General features: G+C 41.9%; 16 protein-coding genes. 13 read left to right on the top strand and 3 right to left on the bottom strand.

Features of this window, described 5'->3' with window-relative positions; translation table 11 throughout:
• Positions 1 to 130 precede the first annotated feature (130 nt).
• A complete protein-coding gene (locus tag ACM0OW_RS02175; protein ID WP_414548379.1) occupies positions 131 to 3,535 on the top strand; it encodes a molecular chaperone in 3,405 nt (1,134 codons plus the stop codon).
• A 142-nt stretch (positions 3,536 to 3,677) separates the two neighbouring features.
• Positions 3,678 to 4,787 carry a hypothetical protein gene (locus ACM0OW_RS02170; protein ID WP_414548378.1) on the top strand — a complete coding sequence of 370 codons (1,110 nt, stop codon included), beginning with the start codon at positions 3,678 to 3,680 and terminating at the stop codon, positions 4,785 to 4,787.
• A gap of 105 nt (positions 4,788 to 4,892) precedes the next feature.
• Here the strand turns inward: ACM0OW_RS02170 and ACM0OW_RS02165 are convergent, their stop codons facing one another.
• Positions 4,893 to 5,618 carry a cytochrome b/b6 domain-containing protein gene (locus ACM0OW_RS02165; protein WP_414548377.1) on the bottom strand — a complete coding sequence of 242 codons (726 nt, stop codon included), beginning with the start codon at positions 5,616 to 5,618 and terminating at the stop codon, positions 4,893 to 4,895.
• A 237-nt stretch (positions 5,619 to 5,855) separates the two neighbouring features.
• Here ACM0OW_RS02165 and der point away from each other — a divergent pair, with 237 nt between their 5' ends.
• The 8 genes from der to ACM0OW_RS02125 all read left to right on the top strand — a co-directional run bounded on the left by der (position 5,856) and on the right by ACM0OW_RS02125 (position 16,083).
• Positions 5,856 to 7,220 carry a ribosome biogenesis GTPase Der gene (gene der, locus ACM0OW_RS02160; RefSeq protein ID WP_414548376.1) on the top strand — a complete coding sequence of 455 codons (1,365 nt, stop codon included), beginning with the start codon at positions 5,856 to 5,858 and terminating at the stop codon, positions 7,218 to 7,220.
• 224 nt (positions 7,221 to 7,444) lie between these two features.
• The gene (locus ACM0OW_RS02155) at positions 7,445 to 8,371 is read left to right on the top strand and encodes an energy-coupling factor transporter transmembrane component T family protein (RefSeq protein WP_414548375.1); all 927 of its coding nucleotides are present in this window, start codon (positions 7,445 to 7,447) and stop codon (positions 8,369 to 8,371) included.
• A gap of 296 nt (positions 8,372 to 8,667) precedes the next feature.
• Positions 8,668 to 8,946, top strand: coding sequence for a transcriptional coactivator PipX (gene pipX / locus ACM0OW_RS02150; protein ID WP_414548374.1), 279 nt, complete (start codon positions 8,668 to 8,670; stop codon positions 8,944 to 8,946).
• A complete protein-coding gene (locus ACM0OW_RS02145) occupies positions 8,943 to 9,611 on the top strand; it encodes a YggS family pyridoxal phosphate-dependent enzyme (protein ID WP_414548373.1) in 669 nt (222 codons plus the stop codon). The genes pipX and ACM0OW_RS02145 overlap by 4 nt, the downstream gene beginning before the upstream one ends.
• Before the next feature lie 577 nt (positions 9,612 to 10,188).
• Complete coding sequence (locus tag ACM0OW_RS02140; RefSeq protein ID WP_414548372.1) at positions 10,189 to 10,791, top strand: cell division protein SepF; 603 nt, start codon at positions 10,189 to 10,191, stop codon at positions 10,789 to 10,791.
• Between the two features lie 174 nt (positions 10,792 to 10,965).
• Entirely contained in the window at positions 10,966 to 11,778 is an 813-nt protein-coding gene (gene proC, locus ACM0OW_RS02135; protein WP_414548371.1) for a pyrroline-5-carboxylate reductase, read from the top strand.
• A gap of 165 nt (positions 11,779 to 11,943) precedes the next feature.
• Complete coding sequence (locus ACM0OW_RS02130; protein ID WP_414548370.1) at positions 11,944 to 14,619, top strand: DEAD/DEAH box helicase; 2,676 nt, start codon at positions 11,944 to 11,946, stop codon at positions 14,617 to 14,619.
• A 441-nt stretch (positions 14,620 to 15,060) separates the two neighbouring features.
• Positions 15,061 to 16,083, top strand: coding sequence for a tetratricopeptide repeat protein (locus ACM0OW_RS02125; protein WP_414548369.1), 1,023 nt, complete (start codon positions 15,061 to 15,063; stop codon positions 16,081 to 16,083).
• Positions 16,084 to 16,253: 170 nt separating this feature from the next.
• Here ACM0OW_RS02125 and ACM0OW_RS02120 read toward each other — a convergent pair whose 3' ends face one another.
• Complete coding sequence (locus ACM0OW_RS02120; protein ID WP_414548368.1) at positions 16,254 to 17,216, bottom strand: SGNH/GDSL hydrolase family protein; 963 nt, start codon at positions 17,214 to 17,216, stop codon at positions 16,254 to 16,256.
• Between the two features lie 256 nt (positions 17,217 to 17,472).
• Between ACM0OW_RS02120 and ACM0OW_RS02115 the strand changes: the two genes are divergently transcribed.
• Positions 17,473 to 17,613: a hypothetical protein gene (locus ACM0OW_RS02115; protein WP_006198081.1), complete on the top strand. Its 141-nt coding sequence runs from the start codon at positions 17,473 to 17,475 to the stop codon at positions 17,611 to 17,613.
• A 129-nt stretch (positions 17,614 to 17,742) separates the two neighbouring features.
• On the top strand, positions 17,743 to 20,634 hold the full coding sequence (locus ACM0OW_RS02110; protein WP_414548367.1) for a glycerol-3-phosphate acyltransferase: 2,892 nt from the start codon (positions 17,743 to 17,745) through the stop codon (positions 20,632 to 20,634).
• 105 nt (positions 20,635 to 20,739) lie between these two features.
• Here ACM0OW_RS02110 and ACM0OW_RS02105 read toward each other — a convergent pair whose 3' ends face one another.
• On the bottom strand, positions 20,740 to 21,315 hold the full coding sequence (locus ACM0OW_RS02105) for a GNAT family N-acetyltransferase (protein ID WP_414548366.1): 576 nt from the start codon (positions 21,313 to 21,315) through the stop codon (positions 20,740 to 20,742).
• Positions 21,316 to 21,438: 123 nt separating this feature from the next.
• Between ACM0OW_RS02105 and bioB the strand changes: the two genes are divergently transcribed.
• On the top strand, positions 21,439 to 22,449 hold the full coding sequence (gene bioB, locus ACM0OW_RS02100; protein ID WP_414548365.1) for a biotin synthase BioB: 1,011 nt from the start codon (positions 21,439 to 21,441) through the stop codon (positions 22,447 to 22,449).
• Positions 22,450 to 22,509: the final 60 nt, after the last annotated feature.

The raw sequence follows: 22,509 nt of genomic DNA, 5'->3' as shown, positions 1-22,509 counted from the left end.
TCGCGTAGCGTCTCCCCTTGGGAGAAGGACGCAAAGGACACAAAGGAAGAGGGAAGAGGGGAGTTTTACGAAAGATGAATAAAGATAATTAAGTAGTTGATTTACAGGTTAGATAAAATAAGGAGAAAAAATGGCTGTAGAAATTCGGCTTCCACCCAATTTTCAAGTGCGTGCTAGGGAAAACGAATACTTGGAATTACCCACTATTCAACTTGTGGCGGCTGGGGATAATGTCCCTCACATTGCGAGAATTAATTGTATTGTGACTGGGACTCCAGAGGATTTGGCTATCCAAATTAAGAAAGCATATAAACCTTTTGATTCTGTAACTCCAAAGATTTCGCAAATTGGGCAATTAGAACAATATCCTTGTAAATTAGAAAGTCCTTTAATTGAACCAATTAACTGCACTTTAGAAGTGATTGTTGAGTATTTCGATTCTGATGTATTAGGTGATCCAATTTTAGCTGAACCTAAACAAAGTGGGGCTTCATGCTATCTGTGGTCGCCACTAATTTTTGATGAGGAAACAATTGATACTGATTTTGTCAGCAGTCCTGTAGAAATCAGTAAATATATAGAAAAGAAAATCAGCAATAAACCTCAGAAAAGATTTCCTGGATGGTTTGCTTTAGATTTTGGTACATCTAATTCTACAGTGACACTGTTCGATCCCATTGAAGTCCCCATTGCGGAAATTTTACCGAAGGAACAAGAAACACGGTTGCGCGATCGCATGATAGAATGGTTAAGTTCTCCGGCATCGCTGGCTTTACCTGATGTCAATCCTCATGACTGGGACAAGTTTATTGCTGATATTAGCAAAAACCTGGAAATTGAACCCCATCGTCTACGAGAAGTTTTTGAAAGTGATCAAAAAGAACGATTTTTAGAAGCGATTCGCCAAGTGGAATTATGTTTAGGTAATAGCGACAAATTCCGCCGGGCTGCAAGCAAAAAACTTTACCAAATCTATCATGAAGTTTTTCGTGTACCTACCTTAGAATCACAAAATTTAATTCCCGTCGTCTTAGATATTAATCGTCGGGATACAGAAATTCCCAGCGAATTGGAAGTTTCTAGTTTGACAGATTTACAATTGCGGATGGGTAGGGAAGCTAGAGATAACAGAAAAAAAGCCATAGCCCAAGGAACAAGTGTTTCTTTAAAAGAAATTATCAGCAGATTTCACCATTCACCTAAGCGCTATTTTGGACAGGATCGCACTTTTCCAGTAATTCTGGATGATCAAGAAGAAACAATTAATGTTAACGAACTCATCCAAGCCGCTTGGGCGCATTTAATCGATTTAACTGAAGATTACCGCCAACGCGCGAGACGCAGATTTTCTGAGGGCGATTTTCTCACAGCCGTTGTTACCTATCCCACTGTCGCCCCGCCATTAGTGCGTAAGGAAGTAAAGGAATTAGTTGAACAATTGGGTATTGATGACGTACAAACGGCTTATGATGAAGCTGTTTCAGTCGCCATATTCTTTTTATGGCGAGAATTTGGCGGGAATCTCAACATTGGAATTGAGTCATTTAAAACCCGTTGTCGCAAAGTTGAAAATAAATGGTCACAAAATGTCTTGGTTTTGGATATCGGTGGGGGAACAACAGACTTAGCTTTAATTGAATTGACTTTGGAAGATAAAACTCCTAGTTTTGCAGAAAATGAAGATAGAGGTTTAGGGGGACGTTACTATAAATTGACTCCCAAACTATTAGGTTCTTCAGGACATTTGCAGTTAGGTGGTGAATTAATTACCCTGAGAATATTTAGATTGTTGAAAGTAGCGATCGCAGACTTTCTCTTAACAGCCATAACCACAGGTGACATCGACAGCGAACAACTAGAAGATTTAATTAATGCTGAATTGAACGAGCGTTTTATTGAACAAGGAAAATTTAAAAGTGGCAGTCTCTTAAAATGTTTAGATAAAGAAAATCCCGACGGTGACGCTGCTTATAAAGATGCCCTAGATACTGCTGATAAAGTATTACCAACTCGATGGCAACAAGCACCCCAAAGGCTACAAACATTTTATACTCTCTGGGATTATGCCGAAGCGGCTAAACTTAAACTTGGGCAAAAGCCACCAGCAGATTATCCGCTTGTAAATTTTACTATTTCTGAACAACAAATCTCTGAAATTCTGACTCAAAGTTCCATAAAATTTCAAGTTATAAATCCCGATAATTTCTGTGTAACTCTAGATAGTCAACAATTTGAACGCGCCGCCGCTTCCAGTATCAAAGAAGCAATTGGTATTGCTAAAGGACTCATGGAAAGTCGCTTAAGTTTCCAAGACCAAAATATAGATTCTTGGAACACACATAAAGTCGATTGGTTAATTTTATCTGGCAAAACCTGTAATCTCGATTTAGTCCAACGCCACATTTATCAAGAATTTAGCAATTCTCCTTATTTCGTTTGGAACCCAGAAAGAATTACCTTTGTTTTGGAATTTACCAAACTAGCCACTTCCGCCGGTGCTTGTTACGCCGAGAAACTGCGAAGGCTGAGATTTGATCCAGAAGAATCTAAAGAATTGCTACGAAAAGGTGCAAATCAGTTAGAAATAGATGTCAAAAACCTATTTTATTATCTACCTTGCAACTTCAAACGCAAAACTCAAAGTAACGAACTTTTACCCATCTTCAAAGCCGGACAAGAACTGTATCAAATCACCCCTTCAGAAACAGCCGCTAAAGTGCGTACAGAATGGCAAGGGATACAATTAACTAATATTATTTATCGCCAAGACTACGAAGAAGGAGACTTACGACTCTGGGGTAGTTTCGACGGTAAAAACCTGATGAAGAAACTCGGAATGCAAGAAGCCGAATTTCTCAAAAAAGTCAAAGTCCAGTTTGAAATTGACCAAACTTTGCAATTTAACGTTTTACTTTGTCAAGGAAATCCCCATTATTTAATAGACGTTCCTGGGATTGATGTAGGTGCAGCCCTATCAGCAGCTTCCGAAACCTCAGCCCTATTTGCTGATGGAAAATTGAAGTGGAATATTGCCGTAGAACGACCGCATCAAAATTTAAATGATGGTGATATTGCTATTAATGTGATTGAATCTGCAACAGTAGATCAACCAAATGCCTATCATTTAGTATTTGAAGTAGACAAAGATGATAGCAAATTTCTCAGAGAATTTCACTATATCCAAAATAGCGAAAATCAATCAGAAAACGGCTTAGTCAGTAATCCTTTACCACCCTTTCCCCAAACAAGTCAACACACTTTTTACATTTATCAAACAGACACCACAACTAATAGCAAAAAATGGATCCGAATTGGAGCCTTAAGTAAACCAGATATCACCACAGATTACCCTTGCAAATATTGTGTAACTCTTGATAGCAAAGGTATTCTGAGAATGCACGCTGGAGAAGTTCCCTATTGGACATCCACCAGTCAAGAATGTCTCAAACAAGCCGGATGTGTTTATCGTGCTGAATTAGAACTACAACCTAACGAAGTTGATAAAGAACGCGATCCCTTTTGCGGCATACATTAGAAATCTCGTTAAAAATAATGTAGAGACGTTGTATACAACGTCTCTACAAGGGTTAATTATTAACTAACTTTAATTCACGCAAAGGCGCAAAGGTTTTGAGCGTCTGGTGCGTGAAAAAAAATCAATTTTATAATGAATATTCATGCACCAAATACGTCAGTTATTAGCAATAGAAAACTCAGAATTAGCCAAACTCCTAAAATTTAGTCTGTACGGACTAGAAGCTACCTTAAATAAAGCCCGCACAGAAATTCCCCTCGACCCTGGAACCGAGATATGTGACGAGATCCTAAAAGAAATCGCCAACTTATTGCAACCCCAGCCAGAAACTATTCCAGAAAATACCTTACTCCTGATATCATCTCCAGAAGAGTTAAAACTGACTCATTTACGAGAAGCTTTTGTTGCTGATGCTGAACTCAAAGTATATTTAGGTAATTCATCACTACAAAGCCAAACAGATGCTGATTTATGGCACGAAATTCACCGAAAACTGCTGCGAGTTCCAGAAAATTTAGCCACAGCTTGGCGACAAAAAGCTTTAGAATTCGCTCACGAAATTGGTGCATTAGCAGATAATTTGCATTTACATCAACTTCCTTTTAGCCGAAATGAAATTATCTATCCCGGACTGAAAGGTACTGTACAAGCCCCAGGATTATCTTTGTCTGAAAAAGCATTATTAAAAACAGGAATTAACCCAGTTGAAGATTATGGCAATTTATATTCTCTAGCTGGATTTGTACATCTATTTTTAAGATTTATAGACATAGATCCAGATTTACATCATGCCTTAAAAAGCGTGTTTAGCTTCGATATTATGCCTTTACAATCTCAGCCAGAACAACGCACTCAATACATGAATACTTTAAGCGATCGCTGGCATCGTCTACAACAAGCTGAGTCAAATTCTGATGAATTGTTAAGTCTGCGCGCCTGGATAGATATGGATGAAGCCATACAGTCTCTAGTATTTATCCCCCCAGTTGAGCGTTATTCGTGGTGGGGTAACTTGCAGCAAGAATCACGACGCATTTTGAAAAAAATGGCTCAAACGGCGATTAATCTGGGTTATGACGTGCGTATACGGCAATTATCTGGACTCTACGCCGATGTTTGTACCTTCTCAAAAGACGACTTACAACTAAACTGTGGTGGTGTTCCTGGGGAAGTTTTAACTTGTCTGCGGGTTTATGCGCGCATTAATCAAGAGGAAACTCCAGGAAGAGTGATATTTCGCTCATTACGTTAAATCATCACATCCGGTAACGCCTGCTAAAAAGTTTATTAGTCATGAAAAAGGTGATAATAAGTGCGATCGCTAAATAAACTAGATTCTTTTCTTATCTTTATGGACTTATTCACCACCGGAGAAAAACAGTGGTAACACAAAAGCCGTGATAATTCCCAGCAACACAAAAACCTCAATAATTCTCAGGGAAGAATTACTCTGTATTAACTGATTAATTCCACCAGTAAAATTCTGGGAAAAATTACTCAACCAACTACGCAAACGACCATACCAGTTTTTCGGACTATCTCCTGGGCGGAATTTCCCTGACAACATTGATAGTAACAATGGCGCACCACCCACCTTAGCAGACATCAAAACATGAATGGCTAAACAACAAACCATAATCACCCAAGCGATGAGATGGAAATAATACCACAAGTGATCAAGTTCACCTATAGGTAGCCATTCTTCCTTCATCATTCTGCCAGATATCACCGCCAAAACCGAAGCAATCAGCATTAGAGTATTAACAATACGTTGCAGACTCACCCACCAAATTGGTTTACCAACCTGTGTGAGTTTTTGGATAAAGTCTGGTTGTAATAGGCGCTTTTCTCCAGCATGAAAGCTATAAAGTGCGAAAGCTGGTAATAACAGTAAAAAGAATAAACCCACAGTTCCGTGAATATCCTGAATTGGATCGATTTTGGGAATGGGGATTTTGCCAAATCTTTGATCGAATGTGTTGTAAACTAAAAATCCGGTAATGATTGCCGTAATTACTAAAATTCCACTGATGCCATGCAGAAGTCGCAACAACAAAGGCTGATAGAGGGCTGAACGGCTCATAAGCTGATTTAGAAATTTTTTAACAGGCTAATTTGGTTATAGAATATCTGAAAAATAAACGCTTTGTGATCACAATCCGCCTGATATGCGGGGAAGTAATTCATTTATCTCGGTGAATATGAATATAAGATGCGCGATTAAATTCTGCATCAGGGTTGAATAATTAAATAAAGGATTAAAGTAGTTAAAATAAATAGATATAGGTGATATACTATCTCTCTCACTCACCCTGGTTTTATGGGACTGCCAATTGTTGCTATTATCGGTCGCCCGAATGTGGGCAAATCCACCCTGGTTAATCGTCTCGCCGGGGAACAAACGGCGATTGTCCACGACGAACCGGGTGTGACACGCGATCGCACTTATATGCCATCTTACTGGCGCGATCGCGATTTTCTAGTTGTAGACACAGGCGGTTTAGTCTTTAACGACGATACCGAATTCCTGCCATTGATTCGCCAACAGGCACTCACAGCCCTTACACAAGCCAGCGCCGCTATTTTGGTTGTAGACGGTCAAACTGGCCTCACAGGGTCTGATCAAGAAATTGCTACATGGTTACGCCAACAACCAGTACCTGTTTTACTGGCTGTAAACAAATGTGAATCCCCAGACCAAGGCGCAATTCAAGCCTCGGAATTTTGGGGATTAGGCTTGGGCGAACCTTACCCCATTTCCGCAATTCATGGTAGTGGTACAGGCGAATTACTCGACGAGTTAATTAGTCACATCCCCATCGTTACAGAAGTAGAAGAAGATAACGAGATCAAAGTAGCGATTATCGGCCGCCCCAATGTCGGCAAATCTAGTTTATTAAATTCTTTTGTGGGCGAAGAAAGGTCAATTGTTAGCCCAATTTCTGGGACAACACGCGATGCTATTGATACCGTAATTTCACGGAACGAGCAAGTTTATCGCTTAATTGACACCGCAGGTATTCGCAGAAAAAAACAAATAGATTACGGTACAGAATTCTTTAGTATTAACCGTGCTTTCAAAGCGATTCGCCGCGCCGATGTGGTTTTAATGGTGATTGATGCCTTAGATGGAGTCACAGACCAAGACCAAAAATTAGCCGGGCGGATTATTGATGAAGGTCGAGCTTGTATTATCGTCGTCAACAAATGGGATGCGATCGAAAAAGACTCCTATACCATTTACGACTACGAAAAAACAATAGAAGCCCGATTACACTTTACAGAATGGGCAGAAACCATTTTTGTCAGTGCCTCCACAGGACAACGGGTAGACAAGATTTTAGACTTAGTGAATGAAGCAGCTGAATCACACAAACGCCGTGTGAGTACGTCTGTAATTAACGAAGTTCTCACAGACGCTGTGAGTTGGCATTCACCGCCAGCTTCTAGGGGCGGTCGTCAGGGCAAAATCTACTATGGGACTCAAGTGGGTATCCAACCCCCAACCATCGCCCTATTCGTCAACGAAGCCAAGCGCTTTAATGACAACTACCGTCGCTATATTGAAAGGCAATTCCGCAAACAATTAGGGTTTAAAGGCACACCCATGCGTTTACTTTGGCGCAGTAAAAAGGTGCGGGAAATGGAAGTTGGTAATGTCAATAGAGCAACTCGCGTTAAATAAGTGCTGAGTGCTGAGTGGGTAGGGGCGGGTTTAAGCAATGAGTCTGTGGTGCATCGAAATCCTTAGTAAACCCGCCCGTACAGGAATGGGGAGTGCTGAGTAAGCTAACGCACTATTTGTTTATATTATTAGTACGTTAATATTTTGCTTAGGCAGATCGTTAAATATCAACGCTTACGCATATAGTTGCGGTTTCTTCTCCTTACGCAGCACTCAGAAAAAATATGGATTTATTGCGATCGCTACCACTAGGACTATACTTAGAACAGCCGCAAACTTGGCTACACAAACTCGATCCACGGGTCAAAATAGCTTGGTTGATGAGCTTTCTAACTAGCTACTCCTTTGCTAATAACGAGTGGCGGATACTACTGGTGGCATTATTAATTATTTTTACTGTAGTAGCTCAAATACCCCGGCGAGTGTGGAAACAACAAATGGGCTGGCTGTTAACACTAGCGCTGTTTGTTTTCCTACTCATCAGTATCAGTCCTGATGGTTTGGGTGTACAATATCAGCCACGCCTACCCACTAATGAACAAATATTAACTCAGCCAGCAAACGCCAAGAATACTGATATTGTTCCAGCAGCAACAGGCGACAATCAAGGCTACAGCTACATTCTCTTCCATAAAGGGCCAGTTAAAGTAACTCGTCGCTCAATTGATTTAGCCATCAGAGTCAGTACGATTATATTTACGGTGATTTACAGCAGCAACCTGTATTTGCTCACAACTGCACCCGAAGAAATCACCACCGCTATAGAAAGCTTAATGCAGCCACTGCAACGCTTCAAAGTCCCCGTAACTGAAATTACTCTGACTTTAACTTTGTCCTTGCGATTTATCCCCCTAGTTCTAGAAGAAGTACAAAATTTAATTCGCTCTGTGATGACTAGGGCAATTAATTGGAAAAAACTGGGGTTAAAAGGAGCAGTCAAAGTTTGGATGACAGTTGCGGAGAGACTGTTAAAAAATCTCCTCTTACGCGCTGAACAAATGGCTAGTGCGATGATGGTACGCGGCTTCACTAGCCCCAATGAACATCAAGTCAAATGGCACGAATTACGCCTCCAAGCCAGAGATTGGCTAGCGATCGCTATGCTCACACTATTCTGGGGTGCTAGACTAGTTTTAGGAAATTTGGTTTAACTCATCATCCTCTTGCCCATTTTGCTCCACAGAGCGATAATTATGGCAATATGGAAAGAAGCCAGAGCCAACAGACATAAGTAATTGCCTTTATGATCTCTTGTGCCGTTCTGCGTCGCTACTGCTTGGTTCATCTGCCCATCTAAAATAAGATCAAGGGATCGCTGCCATTAAACGGCCAGAATCATTGATTTTCCCATCAGCTAACCAAATATTCTGGCAAAAAAGGGGTGTATTATCTTCTGAACATTTGTACTGATCTGCGAAAAGATATATACTCCTACCTTGGCTATTAAATGAATTCAGAAAACTCAGAAACTTACATAAATCATCCAACTTGGGGTTTGCTTTATCGGATCTGCATGGTCGATGATCAGCAGGATCTATTTAGTACACTTTATGCCCAACGGTTGTTTTTTTTGGTTGCCAACGACATTAAAGGGATCAAATTTCAGTCCATAGGACGCACTGAAGCCAGAATGTTGTTAGAAAATCGCTTGCGTACTCTACGCCGCAGTGGTCAATCCCAGGAGTACGAGCTACTTCAGAGTGTTTTCCAACGCACATTCCAATGACCAGTTCCCTGAGCCAACGTATTACCACTATTTGGGCTTCACTACCACCTTCAGTCCGGTTGATTGCTGTGAGCAAAACATTTCCGGCTGAGGACATTCGAGCTGCTTACAACGCCGGAATTCGCGATTTTGGCGAGAACCGCATCCAAGAAGCTGCCAGTAAACAAGCCGAGTTACAAGACTTACCGGATATTACCTGGCACTTTATTGGACGGTTGCAAAGCAATAAAGCTAAAAAAGCCATTGAATTATTTGATTGGATTCACTCCGTGGACAATTTGAAACTGGCGCAGCGCTTAAATCAATTGGCGCAAGAGCTAGGAGTCAGTCCTCAAGTTTGTCTACAAGTGAAAATTCTCCCTGACCCCAATAAGTCCGGTTGGAGTGTCCCAGAACTCTTAGCTGACTTACTTGCTCTCAACCAGTGTAAAGATTTACAAATTCAGGGTTTGATGACAATTCCACCTTTAGGCTTAAATGAAACCCAAACAATTGATGTATTTAATGCTACTTCTAACTTAGCCAAAGAAATCCAGAAGCAAAACTGGTCTCACTTGAAAATGCAAGAACTCTCAATGGGTATGTCAGGAGACTACCAACTGGCAGTGCCAGCTGGATCAACGATGGTAAGATTAGGAACGATTTTATTTGGTCAGCGCACTTAGGCGATGAGACACCCAAAAATCGGCTGAAATCCTCTTCTTTCTGCGGGTGTCCGGTATAATCTCCCGCCGATTTAGTCATTAGTCATTGGTACTAATGACTCGACCTTTATTGTGTTTTAGCCAAGGTATGATCTAATTTTTAATTCTGACATTACAGGTATTTTCAGGTAAATAGACCACACGGTAGAGGCGCAAGGCCTTGCGCCCCTACGACAGATGTGGTTCAAATATATGAAACCTGATGTCAGGTGAGCAAACATGAAATACAGAGCTATTTTTTAAAATATTGTTGTAACATAATACTATAGCTTCAGTATGTACTTAGGTAAACACTAAGAAAAATGAGGGAGAAAGTCATCTTTCTTCCAAACAATCATTAGGCTATAATCTTGACTCATTATTGCGTGTGAGTTAATCTACAGGCGTTACCCAAAACGTCAATTCATTAACCCTAGTTGTAATACAAGCTACAAACAGCGATAAAATCACTAAGTTATCTCAGCTTTGTAGCAATCAAGTCTGGTTAAATTAACTAATAACCAAAGCAATTAGGGTAACTTTTATCAGGAGCATAACAATGAACAACATATTTAGTAAACTTCGAGACTTTGTAGGTCTGAATGAGCAAGTGGAATACGAATACTACGAAGAAGAAGCGGATACAGATGCTGCTAACTACCAAAACCTGTATCAAGAACAAAATCCCCAACCAGCACCAGCAGAATCTACTGCCCAAAATCGACGCTGGCGGGAACCCATGACTACAATGGGTGATGATGTGGCCGCAGGATCAAAGTCTACGATGGGAAACGTGATTAATATGCCAGGAGCAATTAACGGGATTTCAGAAGTGTTAGTACTTGAGCCACGTACATTTGAAGAAATGCCCCAGGCAATTCAAGCACTCAGAGAGCGGAAGTCAGTTGTTTTGAACTTGACCATTATGGACCCAGATCAAGCGCAACGAGCAGTTGATTTTGTCGCTGGTGGGACTTACGCACTCGATGGACATCAAGAACGAATTGGAGAAAGCATCTTTTTGTTTACGCCCAGTTGTGTGCAGGTTAGCACCCAAGGTGGAGTTATTCATGAAGTACCACAAACACCCGTTCGTCCTTCACGTCCCGCGAGTAGTTCCAATCAAGCCTGGGGCAACGACGTTAACCGCATGGTGCAGTAACTTTAAATTATTGACATACCTCCTATTCTTAAAGGAGAGAGGATTCCTTAACGCGTCAAAAGTTCAGAAGCCAAAATTTTTGACGATTGTACGGGCGGGTTTAATGAAATATGGTATCGTACCATAGATTAATGGGTTAAACCTGCTCTCATTGACTATTGACTATATAAATTAATGAGTATTAAATTTGGCTTGATTGGTGGCGGAGTCATGGGAGAAGCGCTGTTATCCCGGCTGATGGCGCGGGAAATTTATCTTCCATCGGAAGTGATAGTTAGTGAACCCCTACCGACACGCCAAAGCTATTTGCAGCAAAAATATAATGTAACTGTAACTAGAGATAATGGTCGTGTTTTCACAGAAGCCAGTGAAGTAGTATTTTTGGCAATAAAACCACAAGTATTCAGTGCGATCGCTCAAGAATTAGCAGACGTTCTGACGCTCCAAATATCGCCTTTAGTAATTTCTATTTTAGCTGGAGTATCTTTAAGCCAACTAGAAGCAGCATTTCCCCAGATACCAGTAATTAGAGCCATGCCCAACACCCCAGCCACAGTGGGGGCAGGAGTTACCGCTATGTGTTTAGGTGCATATACCAACCCCAAGCATCAGAAAATAGCACATCAAGTTTTTTCGGCTGTGGGTGAAGTTGTAGAAGTTTCAGAAATGCTCATGGATGCAGTCACGGGACTATCTGGTAGTGGACCAGCTTATGTAGCCTTGATGGTAGAATCACTGGCTGACGGGGGAGTAGCAGCAGGATTACCCAGAGGTATCGCCAATCAACTAGCCCTGCAAACTGTCTTAGGAACAGCGAAACTGTTACAAGACAACAAAATTCACCCGGCAGAACTCAAAGACCGTGTTACCAGTCCCGGTGGTACAACCATTGCTGGGATTGCCCAATTAGAAAAGGCAGGATTTCGCTCTGCTTTAATTGAAGCAGTTAAAGCGGCGACACTGCGATCGCAAGAATTGGGGAAATAAGAGGCAGGGGGCAGGGAGCAGAAGAGGTAGGGGAGCAGGGAGCAGGGAGCAGGGGGGAAATTTTAACTTTCAATGACTAATGACCAATGACCAATGACTAATGAATAACGAAGTTGACAAAATAGCCGTTAATATAGTAAAAAGTCCGGTTGCAAATTTGATTGAGTGAATTATCCCGCACCATCTCCAGAACTTGACTTAGGGTTGATATTTCCCTTTGAATTGGATCAGTTCCAACAAGATGCGATCGCGTCCCTAAATTCTGGACGCTCCGTAGTCGTTTGTGCGCCCACAGGTTCGGGCAAAACTTTAGTTGGGGAATATGCCATCTATAGAGCCTTATCACGAGGGAAACGTGTGTTTTACACTACTCCCCTCAAGGCATTGTCAAATCAGAAGTTACGCGATTTTCGTGAGAAATTTGGGTACGACCTGGTGGGATTGTTAACTGGAGATATCTCCATTAACAGGGATGCGCCAATTCTGGTAATGACTACAGAAATCTTCCGGAATATGCTCTATGGCACACCCATTGGGCAAGTCGGCATCTCCTTAGTAGACGTTGAGGCAGTGGTGCTAGATGAGTGCCACTACATGAATGACCGCCAACGTGGGACAGTTTGGGAAGAATCTATTATCTACTGTCCTCGTGAAGTTCAACTGGCAGCCCTTTCCGCAACTGTTGCTAACAGCGACCAACTCACCGACTGGCTCAATCGTGTTCACGGTCCCACAGACCTGATTTATTCGGATTTTCGTCCCGTTCCCTTAGAATTTTACTATTGCAATCCCAAAGGGCTGTTTCCCCTGCTGAATGAAAGCAAAACCAAAATTAATCCCCGTCTGGCAAACAGAGGTAAAAGGAAGCAAGGAGACAGAGGTAGAAATGGTAGACCAGAAGCCCCTGGCATAGCTTACACCCTCAGCCAGCTACAACAACGGGATATGCTGCCAGCAATTTACTTTATCTTCAGTCGCCGGGGATGTGATAAAGCAGTTGCAGAAGTTGGGGATTTATGGCTGGTAAATAATAATGAGTCGCAAATATTACGCGAACAAATTGATGATTTTTTAGCTCGTAATCCTGAAGCTGGACGTTCTGGGCAAATTGCGCCCCTGTACAGAGGTATTGCTGCTCACCATGCCGGCATTTTACCTGCGTGGAAAGGACTAGTAGAAGAATTATTTCAGCAAGGGCTAATTAAAGTTGTTTTCGCTACTGAGACACTAGCGGCGGGAATTAATATGCCAGCCCGGACAACTGTAATTTCCACACTTTCCAAACGGACTGACTCTGGACATCGCTTATTAAACGCTTCGGAATTCCTCCAGATGGCTGGGCGGGCTGGTCGGCGAGGGATGGATTTACAAGGTCATGTGGTGACAGTCCAAACCCCCTTTGAAGGCTCGAAGGAAGCAGCATATTTAGCGACATCTAAACCAGACCCCTTGGTGAGTCAGTTTACACCAAGCTATGGTATGGTACTGAACCTGCTGCAAATCCATACTTTAGAGCAAGCAAAGGAACTAATAGAACGCAGTTTTGGGCAGTACATGGCAACTCTGCATTTAAGACCAGAATATGAAGAGATGACGGAACTGCAAACCCAATTAGCCCAACTGGAAGCACAAATAGCCACAGTTAATGAACATGAACTAGCAGTTTATGAGAAATTACGGCAACGCTTGAAAGTAGAACGCCAGTTATTATCAACCCTACAAGAACAAGCGCAGGACAACCGGCAAGAAGAATTTGTGATGATGTTGAGCTTTGCAGTTGCAGGAACTCTGTTGAGTCTCAAAGGTAAAAACATCGCCGTATCTATACCCATAACAGGAGTATTAGTCGGAAAAATCCCTGGTAATGGGGAAGCTCCGTATTTGATATGCTTGGGGCAAGATAATCGGTGGTATGTGGTGACAACGAAGGATGTTGTCGATTTGTATGCTGAATTGCCACGGGTAGATGTGCCAGCGCATATCATACCACCTCCAAACTTGCTGTTACAACCAGGTCAATCATTGCGCGGGAGTGAAGAAACATTTGCGATCGCTCAACGCATTCCTGAAGCTGGAGAAGGCTCATTATATATGCCTCCAGAAGTTGCCGAACAACTCAGTCGCGTTACCGCCGTCCAAGAGCAATTAGACGCAAATCCTATCCATCAATCAGGCAATGTTAGCAAGATTTTCAAACGCCGGGCGCGTTATGTAGAATTAGAAGCCGAACTTGAACAACTACAATCACAAGTTGAGGAACATTCACAACGCCATTGGGAAGAATTTGTCAATTTAATTTCCATATTGCAACACTTTGATGCTTTAGATAATTTAGTCCCCACCCAATTAGGGCGAATTGCCGCCGCCATTCGGGGAGAAAATGAATTATGGCTGGGTTTAGTTTTCGCCAGTGGTGAATTGGAACATTTAGATCCGCACCATTTAGCAGCAGCAGCAGCAGCCTTAGTCATCGAAACCCCTCGTCCAGATAGTAGGGTACACTTTGAACTCAGTAACGAAGTAGTAGAAGCCCTGGCAAAACTGCGGAATATTCGCCGCAAAGTTTTTCAACTGCAACGGCGGTATAATGTCGCTCTGCCTATCTGGTTGGAATTTGAATTAATTGCCATAGTCGAAAAGTGGGCGCTGGGAACACCGTGGACAGAACTCTGTGAAAATACAACCTTGGATGAAGGCGATGTAGTGAGAATTTTACGCCGCACCTTGGATTTATTGTCTCAAATACCCCACGTTCCTCATTTATCGAAAGATTTCCAGCGTAATGCTTATCGGGCGATGCAATTAATTGATCGATTCCCAGTTAATGAGGTAGCTGATTGAACCATTTTCAGCTAGGGCGTGTTTTCAAAGTCTAGAAGTAGGTTGGGTTAAGCGCAGCGCAACCCAACGCAGCAAACCAAATATGGGGTAAAGTTGGGTTTCCCAAAACCTCAACCCAACCTACATTTACGTCTAATTTTGGGTTTGAAAACAGTACCTAGTGCTAAAATCTTCCTTTTTCGCAGATTACAGGAGTTTTAGGTGAATTAGACCACAATGTAGGGAAGTTGCCTGGAACGTCTCTACATTGTGGTCTAACGTCCTGGACGGTTGCTATAAAATTAACCGAAAACTATCTATAGATATATTTTTTTATTGAAACTCTATTTACTTTTTATCTCTAGAGGTAGAATATAACAATTAACTCAAACTTGGGAATCCTCCAAAAGGGTGATTCTCAAAATCACTTGCCAATTCATCGCAGAGTGTAACCGGGGTCAGATGACGCAAGCTTTTAATCAAGTCCAAGAGTGGGAACAACGCCGAGACGAAGCCAGCCGCTACTACAAACAGGGGCAGTTTCAAGAATATCTCAATTTTGCTAGTGAGAATTTACAGTTAGCCAGAGCGATTCCAGACCGAGCCAGAGAAGGTCATACGTTGAATGATATTGGTTTAGCTCATCTGAGTTGTTGCCAACCTCTACAAGCATTAGAGTGTTTTCAGCAAGCCCGTTTGGTAGCTGTAGAACTTAGTAACAAGCGAGCCGAAGCGATCGCACTCAGCAATCTTGGTTCTACTTACAGCCGTTTGGGGCGTTTGACGCGATCGCTGGAGTATTTTGACCAAGCATTACGAATCTTCAGGGATTTACAAGATATTCCCGGCGAAGTTTCTACTCTCAATGATGTAGCACTAATTTATAGTAAGCTGGGCAAACCCAAGCGAGCGCTGTTGCTACAGTACCAAATTTTGGCGATGCGTCGCTCATTAGGAGATTTTTCTGGTGAAGCAACTACCCTCAATGGTATTGGTTATGCTTACAGCGCTTTAGGCAATTATGAGCAAGCTTTAGAATTTCTACAAGCAGCGCTCCCAATTCAAAAAGCTGTCAAGAACGTCATGGGCGAAGCTACTACCTTAAATAATATTGCTTCTATCTATGGAGATTTAGGAGAGCCGAAAAAAGCACTGTTACTTTACTCTCAAGTTTTGTTGACACGCCGGGCGATCAAGGATCGCGCTGGTGAAGGTACAACCCTACATAACATTGGTTTTACCTACGGTATCTTGGGGAATAACCGTCAGGCGATGAAATATTATGAGCAAGCGATCGCTGTTTATCAAGAAATTGGTGATTGTCTGGGAGAAATTTCCACGCTGCTAAATATGGGTAACTTTTACGCCAAGACTAAACGCAAAAAGTTAGCGCTATCTTACTACCACAATGCTCAAGATTTAGCCAAAGCCATCGAATCTCAGCAACACTTGCAAAAAGTTCAGCAGTTTATGGATGCTCTTTAAGAGTGCTGAGTGCTGAGTGGGGAGTGCTGAGTGCTGAGTAGGTAGGGGCGGGTTCAAGAGTTAGTCTGTGGTTCGTTGAAATTTTTAGTAAACCCGCCCGGACACCGAGTGCTAAGAAAGAAAAAATACTTACCTTTCTTCGCGGAGCAACTTTCTTGTACAGACGCGATTTATCGCGTCTCATTTTCAGCATTCAATACCAAAAGAAGCGATCGCTCTATAACTTGACTGATAAACTGATTACCCTGCAAATTGAAGTGGATATGGTCTTGATATAAGGCTTTTGGATCTGGATGTGCGTTGAGTAACGGTAAAAAATCTATATAGGTAATTTGCTGCGCCTGGGTGAAATCCATCAGTCTTTGACGGGTTTTAATTTCGTAGTCACGGGGGCCTGGTTCACCAATTTCTCGTAATAAAGGAGTCATCAGCAGCAAAAATTCGCTATTGTTTTGACGAGTGAATTCTTGGATTTGGCTAATAGCTTCTAAATTAACCCCCACTATATCCCCCGTTTCTTTCTGCACCGCGTTCATTTCGGGAATGGGTTTTGGTTTAATAATATACCTTTGCCATACTTCCGCTAATGCTAGGGGAGGTTTCTTGTCTGGGTAATTGCGATCGCGTCCCACAGGTAGAGAAGTTGGTGCAGTGCCAAATAAATCATCAGTATTAATTAATAACACCAACACTTGAGCCTTAAAACTACCAAATCGTTGTAAATAGGCTAATTCGTTTCTCGGTCCCCAAGAGTTCGCAGAAGCATTTAACACTTCTACACCCTGGAAATTACTAATATTTTTTTCTTGTAAAGAACGAGTAATCAAATTGGATATTGTATTATCCTGGTCTGTCCACCAGCCACCATTAGCAATAGAATCACCAATAATTAACACCCGGAGAGTAGAAGCTGCGGGTATCTCTTCTATAGGCGCACTTCGCATAGAATATTGATTAATTTGAATGCGATTACCAAAACGGCGAGTGCGTTGATTTGGGGCTAATAAATAACCAATTTGCGGATCACCAAGATAAAGCAGTGGATTACCAAAACCAAAGAGCGATCGCAATCCCACCTCAACCACCACACATAACCCCACAGCCGCCAAAAATATTATTAATGCTAACTTCACCTATAAACACCCTCCGATAAAACTTTGACACATAAAAAATTGGTATAACATAGTTTAATCGGTTCCGAGGTACTTACGTGTCGAACTTAAAAAAACCTTTGCGTACCTTTGCGTGAACCTCCGCGCTCCTTTGCGTTTAAAAATATTGTTGCAAAGCTTAAACAAAATATTATCTGTAATTTAGCTTGATCAGCAAATAGAAAGACTACAATCAAAACGGACAAATTAGCACTGTAACAAAGGAGGTTTACAAGCTATGTCCGATTTAAATCGCGGAATTATGAAATTTAAGGGCGCAGATTCCCCCAAAGTTGTTACCATCTCTACTGTGCTGCTTTTGGGATCGATTGCTGCCTTGATTCTTTGGGCGTTGCAAGCTGCGTATGCGCTAAACTAAGTAATCAGCAATTGTAGAGGACACTTGCAACAACGGTTCCTACCGCAGCCAAGTGTCCATCAACCAAGAGCAAAAAATTTCAGATTTGAGATTTTAGAGGGAAAATAAATCTAAAATCTAAAATTTATAATGATTGAACTTTGGGGAGTCTTAGTTATTTTAATTGTCTGTCCAGTATTGGGCGCGTTACCAATTATTGCTTGGATTACTTACGCCCTCAAAGGCAGGCAATTATCACAAATTGGCACTAAAAACATCAGTGTTTCAGCCGCTTTTTATCAAGGTGGCACATGGGTAGGTATTCTGGCTGTTTTGTCAGAAGCGATCAAAGGAATTGCCGCAGTATTGCTGGCGCGTGTGTTTTTTCCCGAAGGATCGGCTTGGGAATTAATTGCCCTCATTACCTTGGTATTAGGTAGATATGGGGTAGGTAGAGGGGCAGGTACAACCAATGTTGTTTGGGGATTTATCGTTCACGACCCCCTTGTGGCAATATTCACAAGTTTGTTGGCAATTATCACTTTTACAGTTCTGCAATCTCGGCAATTGGTAAAATTCGGAGTTTTATTTGTATTTCCTTTGTTTGTGTTACTTCTGAATGTGGGCAATTTCCCCAAAATTATGGCAGCTGTTGTCCTAGCTGGACTATTGGGATGGATTTATACCAAAATTCCCGATGATTTAAATTTGCCAGTCGAAGAAGCCGATACGGATTCACAAGCAAGTTTTGCATATTTACGCGGTAATCGCCCGATTTTCTGTTTAGATGACGAGTTAGATGCTGCTGTAGTCGGACAAAAAGCTGCAACGTTATCTCAAATTAAGCGCTGGGGCTATCCAGTGCCGAAAGGATGGGTAATTTCCCCGGTTGATGATCCTGAAGAGTTGGTTGCAATGCTTCAGCCTTCGGATTTATCGCCTTTAGTAGTGCGTTCCTCGGCAATTGGGGAAGACTCAGAACAAGCTTCGGCGGCGGGACAGTACACAACAATTCTGAATGTTACTAGCAAAGAGCAATTACAAGCGGCGATCGCTCAAGTTCAAGCTTCTTACAATCATCCTGCGGCTGTCCAATATCGACGCGATCGCGGTTTACCAGATACGGCAATGGCTGTACTAGTACAACAACAAATCCAGAGTGTCTATTCTGGCGTAGCGTTCAGTCGTGATCCCATTACCCAACAAGGTGATGCAATTGTGATTGAAGCTTTACCAGGTAGCCCCACTCAAGTTGTTTCTGGCAAAGTTACACCAGAACAATATCGCGCCTTTGTAGTCGAAACCGAGAATATTTCCTCGGTGCAGTTGGAGGGAAGTGGGCAAGTACCACAAGCATTAATTAAACAAGTAGTGTACTTAGTCCGGCGACTAGAAAAACAATATAACGGCTTACCCCAAGATATTGAGTGGACTTATGACAGTCAGAATCTCTGGGTTTTGCAATCTCGACCCATTACGACCCTGTTACCTATCTGGACAAGGAAAATCGCTGCCGAAGTGATTCCTGGCGTAATTCAACCCTTAACATGGTCAATTAATCGCCCCTTGACTTGTGGTGTTTGGGGAGATATTTTTACTTTGGTTTTAGGCGATCGCGCCTTGGGATTAGATTTTACCGAGACTGCCACACTGCATTACTCCAGAGCTTATTTTAACGCATCCCTCTTAGGACAGATTTTTATACGGATGGGCTTACCACCGGAAAGTCTGGAATTTTTAACCAGAGGCGCGAAGATGAGCAAACCGCCATTAAAGTCTACTTTTGATAATTTGCCAGGATTAATGCGGTTGCTGAAGCAAGAACTCAGCTTAGAAAAGGATTTCAAGCGGGACTATAGTCAAAAATTTATTCCCGGTTTGTCACAATTAGCAAATGAATCTATCGAAGAACTGACAGCGAACCAGCTATTAGAAAGAATAGATTTGATTCTGGAATTGCTTCGCAGTGGCACATATTACAGCATTTTAGCCCCTTTAAGTGCAGCCTTGAGACAGGCAGTTTTTCGCGTCAAAGATGGGGAGATTGACAACAGTGTAGCTCCAGAAGTAGCAGCATTGCGATCGCTCACTACTTTAGCCGCAGATGCGAAACAAATATTACCTGATTGTGAACCGAATCAAGTCTTTGAACAATTGGCACAAACCCCAGAAGGAGATAAAATTCTCTATGAATTTAACGAATTGCTGGAAGATTACGGTTATTTAAGTGATGTGGGGACAAATATTGCTGTTCCTACTTGGAAGGAAAATCCCCAACCCATTAAGCAATTGTTCGTGCAGTTATTACAAAATCGACCAGATACAGATAGTGGAGATTCTGTGAATCGAGTTTTATCAGCCAAGCGCAAACGAGGGGTAGTACAGCGACGGGTAGATATTAAAGGACGAGTTACCGAACTGTATTCTCGCCTATTGGCTGAATTGCGCTGGCGATTTGTAGCTTTAGAACAAATCTGGTTAAAATCCGGTTTACTCAAGGAAACTGGGGATATCTTTTTTCTAGAATTGGATGAAGTGCGGCGTTTAGTCGCTGGTGATGATTTTGAACTCAGGAAAGATTTATCTAAAATAGTACAATTGAGGCGATCGCAATTCGACCAAGATAGTCAGTTTAATCAAATCCCGCTTTTAGTTTACGGACATACACCACCTCATCCCTTACCCCCTTCTCTTCTATACTCAGACCAAGTATTACAGGGTATTCCCGCCAGTCACGGCCAAGCTGAAGGACGAATCAAGATAGTCAGAAATTTACAAGATTTACCAGAAATTAACCGCGAGATGATTTTGGTCGTACCTTACACAGATTCCGGCTGGGCCCCTCTGTTAGTCAGGGCTGGCGGCTTAATTGCTGAGGCTGGTGGACGACTTTCTCATGGTGCAATCATCGCTCGTGAGTACGGTATTCCCGCTATTATGGATGTTCATAATGCTACCTGGGTACTACAAGATGGGCAACGGGTACGAATGGATGGATCTAGGGGAATTATCGAATTATCTAACGACTTGAGGCCAGATTGAAAAAGAAGCAGGGGAGCAGGGGGATTGGAAATTACTTTGGACTCCCGGCTGCTTAGTTCTCCCTTCTCCTTTACAAGGAGAGGGGTTGGGGGTGAGGTTCTATATTTAATATTCCTCTGGTTTCCAATCAGGATTGATTAAACTTGTGAGAATATGATCTTCCCATTGTCCATTAATTAATAAATAATCTCTTGCGTATCCTTCCACTACAAAACCAAGCCTTTTTAAGACATTCCCACTGCGCCGATTATGAGGCATATAATTAGCCATAATGCGATGAAAATTTAATTCTTCAAATACATAATTAGTCGCAACTTTTAAGGCTTCTGTCATATATCCTTGACCTTGCTCAGATTCCGCCAGAGCATACCCCACATAGCAAAAATTTGCTGCGCCTCGGATAAAGTTAGTAAAATTTATTGTGCCAATAACTTTCGTAGATTTTTTCTGAGGAAAAATAAACAGCTTTAATGATTGGTCATGGATGAACTCCAAGACATTATTTTCAATTTGATATTGCCAATACTCTTCTGTAAACAACTGATCAAGTAAAATCGGATAAAATGGTGTAAAATAATTTTTATTATCCTGGAAATATTTAACTATTTGCGGTATATCTTTTTGAATAGCAATTCTTAATGTCAGGCGATCGCTCGTAATAAGTGGTAGTTCTGTTTTCATAAAAGTAATAATTTTTACAATGAATCTGCCAAATTACCAAAATCTTGGTAAGCTGATGTCTAATATTTAAAAGAGCCAAAAAAATATGGTTCTTGATCAATCCAGTTTATAAGAAGGATAGTGATGTCGGTGGGAATACGCTACAATTGGCAAAAAGCAGAGATTCAAGCGATATATAACACGCCATTCCTAGAGCTGATTTATCAAGCTGCTAGCGTGCATCGCCAATATCATGATTCAACGAAAATACAAGTTTGTAAGCTAATCTCAATTAAAACAGGTGCTTGTCCCGAAGATTGCGGTTACTGCGCCCAATCTTCCCGTTATCAAACAGAGGTCAAGCCCCAAGCACTGTTAGAGAAGGAAACAGTAATTAACATTGCCCAAAAAGCGAAAGCAACGGGTGTAAGTCGCGTTTGTATGGGTGCGGCTTGGCGGGAAGTGCGGGATAATTCTCAATTTGAGACAGTCCTAGAAATGGTGAAAGAAGTCACTGAAATGGGTTTAGAAGTTTGCTGTACTCTGGGAATGCTGACGACCAATCAGGCGAAGCGCTTAGAAGCAGCTGGACTATATGCTTATAACCATAACTTGGATACTTCCCAGGAATATTATAATACGATTATTACCACGAGAACTTATGGCGATCGCCTGAATACAATTGATAATGTCCGACAGACAAATGTCACTGTATGTTCTGGCGGTATTCTTGGTTTAGGTGAAAGTGTCGAAGATCGTGTGGGGATGTTAGAAACTCTATCAAATTTACAACCTCATCCAGAGTCTGTCCCGATTAATATTCTGTCTCAAGTCCCTGGTACACCCCTAGAAAACCAACCAGATGTACCCATTTGGGAAATAGTACGCATGATCGCCACAGCCAGAATCGTGATGCCAAACTCTGACGTGCGCCTGAGTGCTGGGAGGGCGAAACTATCCCAAGTCGAACAAGCTTTATGTTTTATGGCTGGGGCAAATTCTATTTTTTCCAGTGATGATAATAAAATGCTCACAGTCACTACTCCCTGTCCTGATTATGATGCTGACAAAGAAATGCTGAATTTGTTGGGCTTAGAAATGCGTCCTCCTCACCAAAGACCCGAAAAGGTGACAACTGCGGCCTTTGTAGGATAAACCCACAACCAACCCCTCCCCGCCAGCGACTATTCAATACCCGCATATTTGTTCACAATC

Source organism: Anabaena sp. CCY 0017 (assembly GCF_963920885.1).
Lineage (GTDB): Bacteria > Cyanobacteriota > Cyanobacteriia > Cyanobacteriales > Nostocaceae > Nodularia.
Note: the sequence above shows the minus strand (reverse complement) of the source record. Positions and strands in the feature narration are given on the sequence as shown.

Coding starts and splice junctions, on each gene's coding strand:
- proC (WP_414548371.1), top strand. CDS start 10,966: ATGAGTATTAAATTTGGCTTGATTGGTGGCGGAGTCATGGGAGAAGCG.
- ACM0OW_RS02145 (WP_414548373.1), top strand. CDS start 8,943: ATGACCAGTTCCCTGAGCCAACGTATTACCACTATTTGGGCTTCACTA.
- ACM0OW_RS02175 (WP_414548379.1), top strand. CDS start 131: ATGGCTGTAGAAATTCGGCTTCCACCCAATTTTCAAGTGCGTGCTAGG.
- der (WP_414548376.1), top strand. CDS start 5,856: ATGGGACTGCCAATTGTTGCTATTATCGGTCGCCCGAATGTGGGCAAA.
- ACM0OW_RS02170 (WP_414548378.1), top strand. CDS start 3,678: ATGCACCAAATACGTCAGTTATTAGCAATAGAAAACTCAGAATTAGCC.
- ACM0OW_RS02105 (WP_414548366.1), bottom strand. CDS start 21,315: ATGAAAACAGAACTACCACTTATTACGAGCGATCGCCTGACATTAAGA.
- ACM0OW_RS02110 (WP_414548367.1), top strand. CDS start 17,743: ATGATTGAACTTTGGGGAGTCTTAGTTATTTTAATTGTCTGTCCAGTA.
- ACM0OW_RS02115 (WP_006198081.1), top strand. CDS start 17,473: ATGTCCGATTTAAATCGCGGAATTATGAAATTTAAGGGCGCAGATTCC.
- bioB (WP_414548365.1), top strand. CDS start 21,439: ATGTCGGTGGGAATACGCTACAATTGGCAAAAAGCAGAGATTCAAGCG.
- ACM0OW_RS02155 (WP_414548375.1), top strand. CDS start 7,445: ATGGATTTATTGCGATCGCTACCACTAGGACTATACTTAGAACAGCCG.
- ACM0OW_RS02140 (WP_414548372.1), top strand. CDS start 10,189: ATGAACAACATATTTAGTAAACTTCGAGACTTTGTAGGTCTGAATGAG.
- ACM0OW_RS02165 (WP_414548377.1), bottom strand. CDS start 5,618: ATGAGCCGTTCAGCCCTCTATCAGCCTTTGTTGTTGCGACTTCTGCAT.
- pipX (WP_414548374.1), top strand. CDS start 8,668: ATGAATTCAGAAAACTCAGAAACTTACATAAATCATCCAACTTGGGGT.
- ACM0OW_RS02125 (WP_414548369.1), top strand. CDS start 15,061: ATGACGCAAGCTTTTAATCAAGTCCAAGAGTGGGAACAACGCCGAGAC.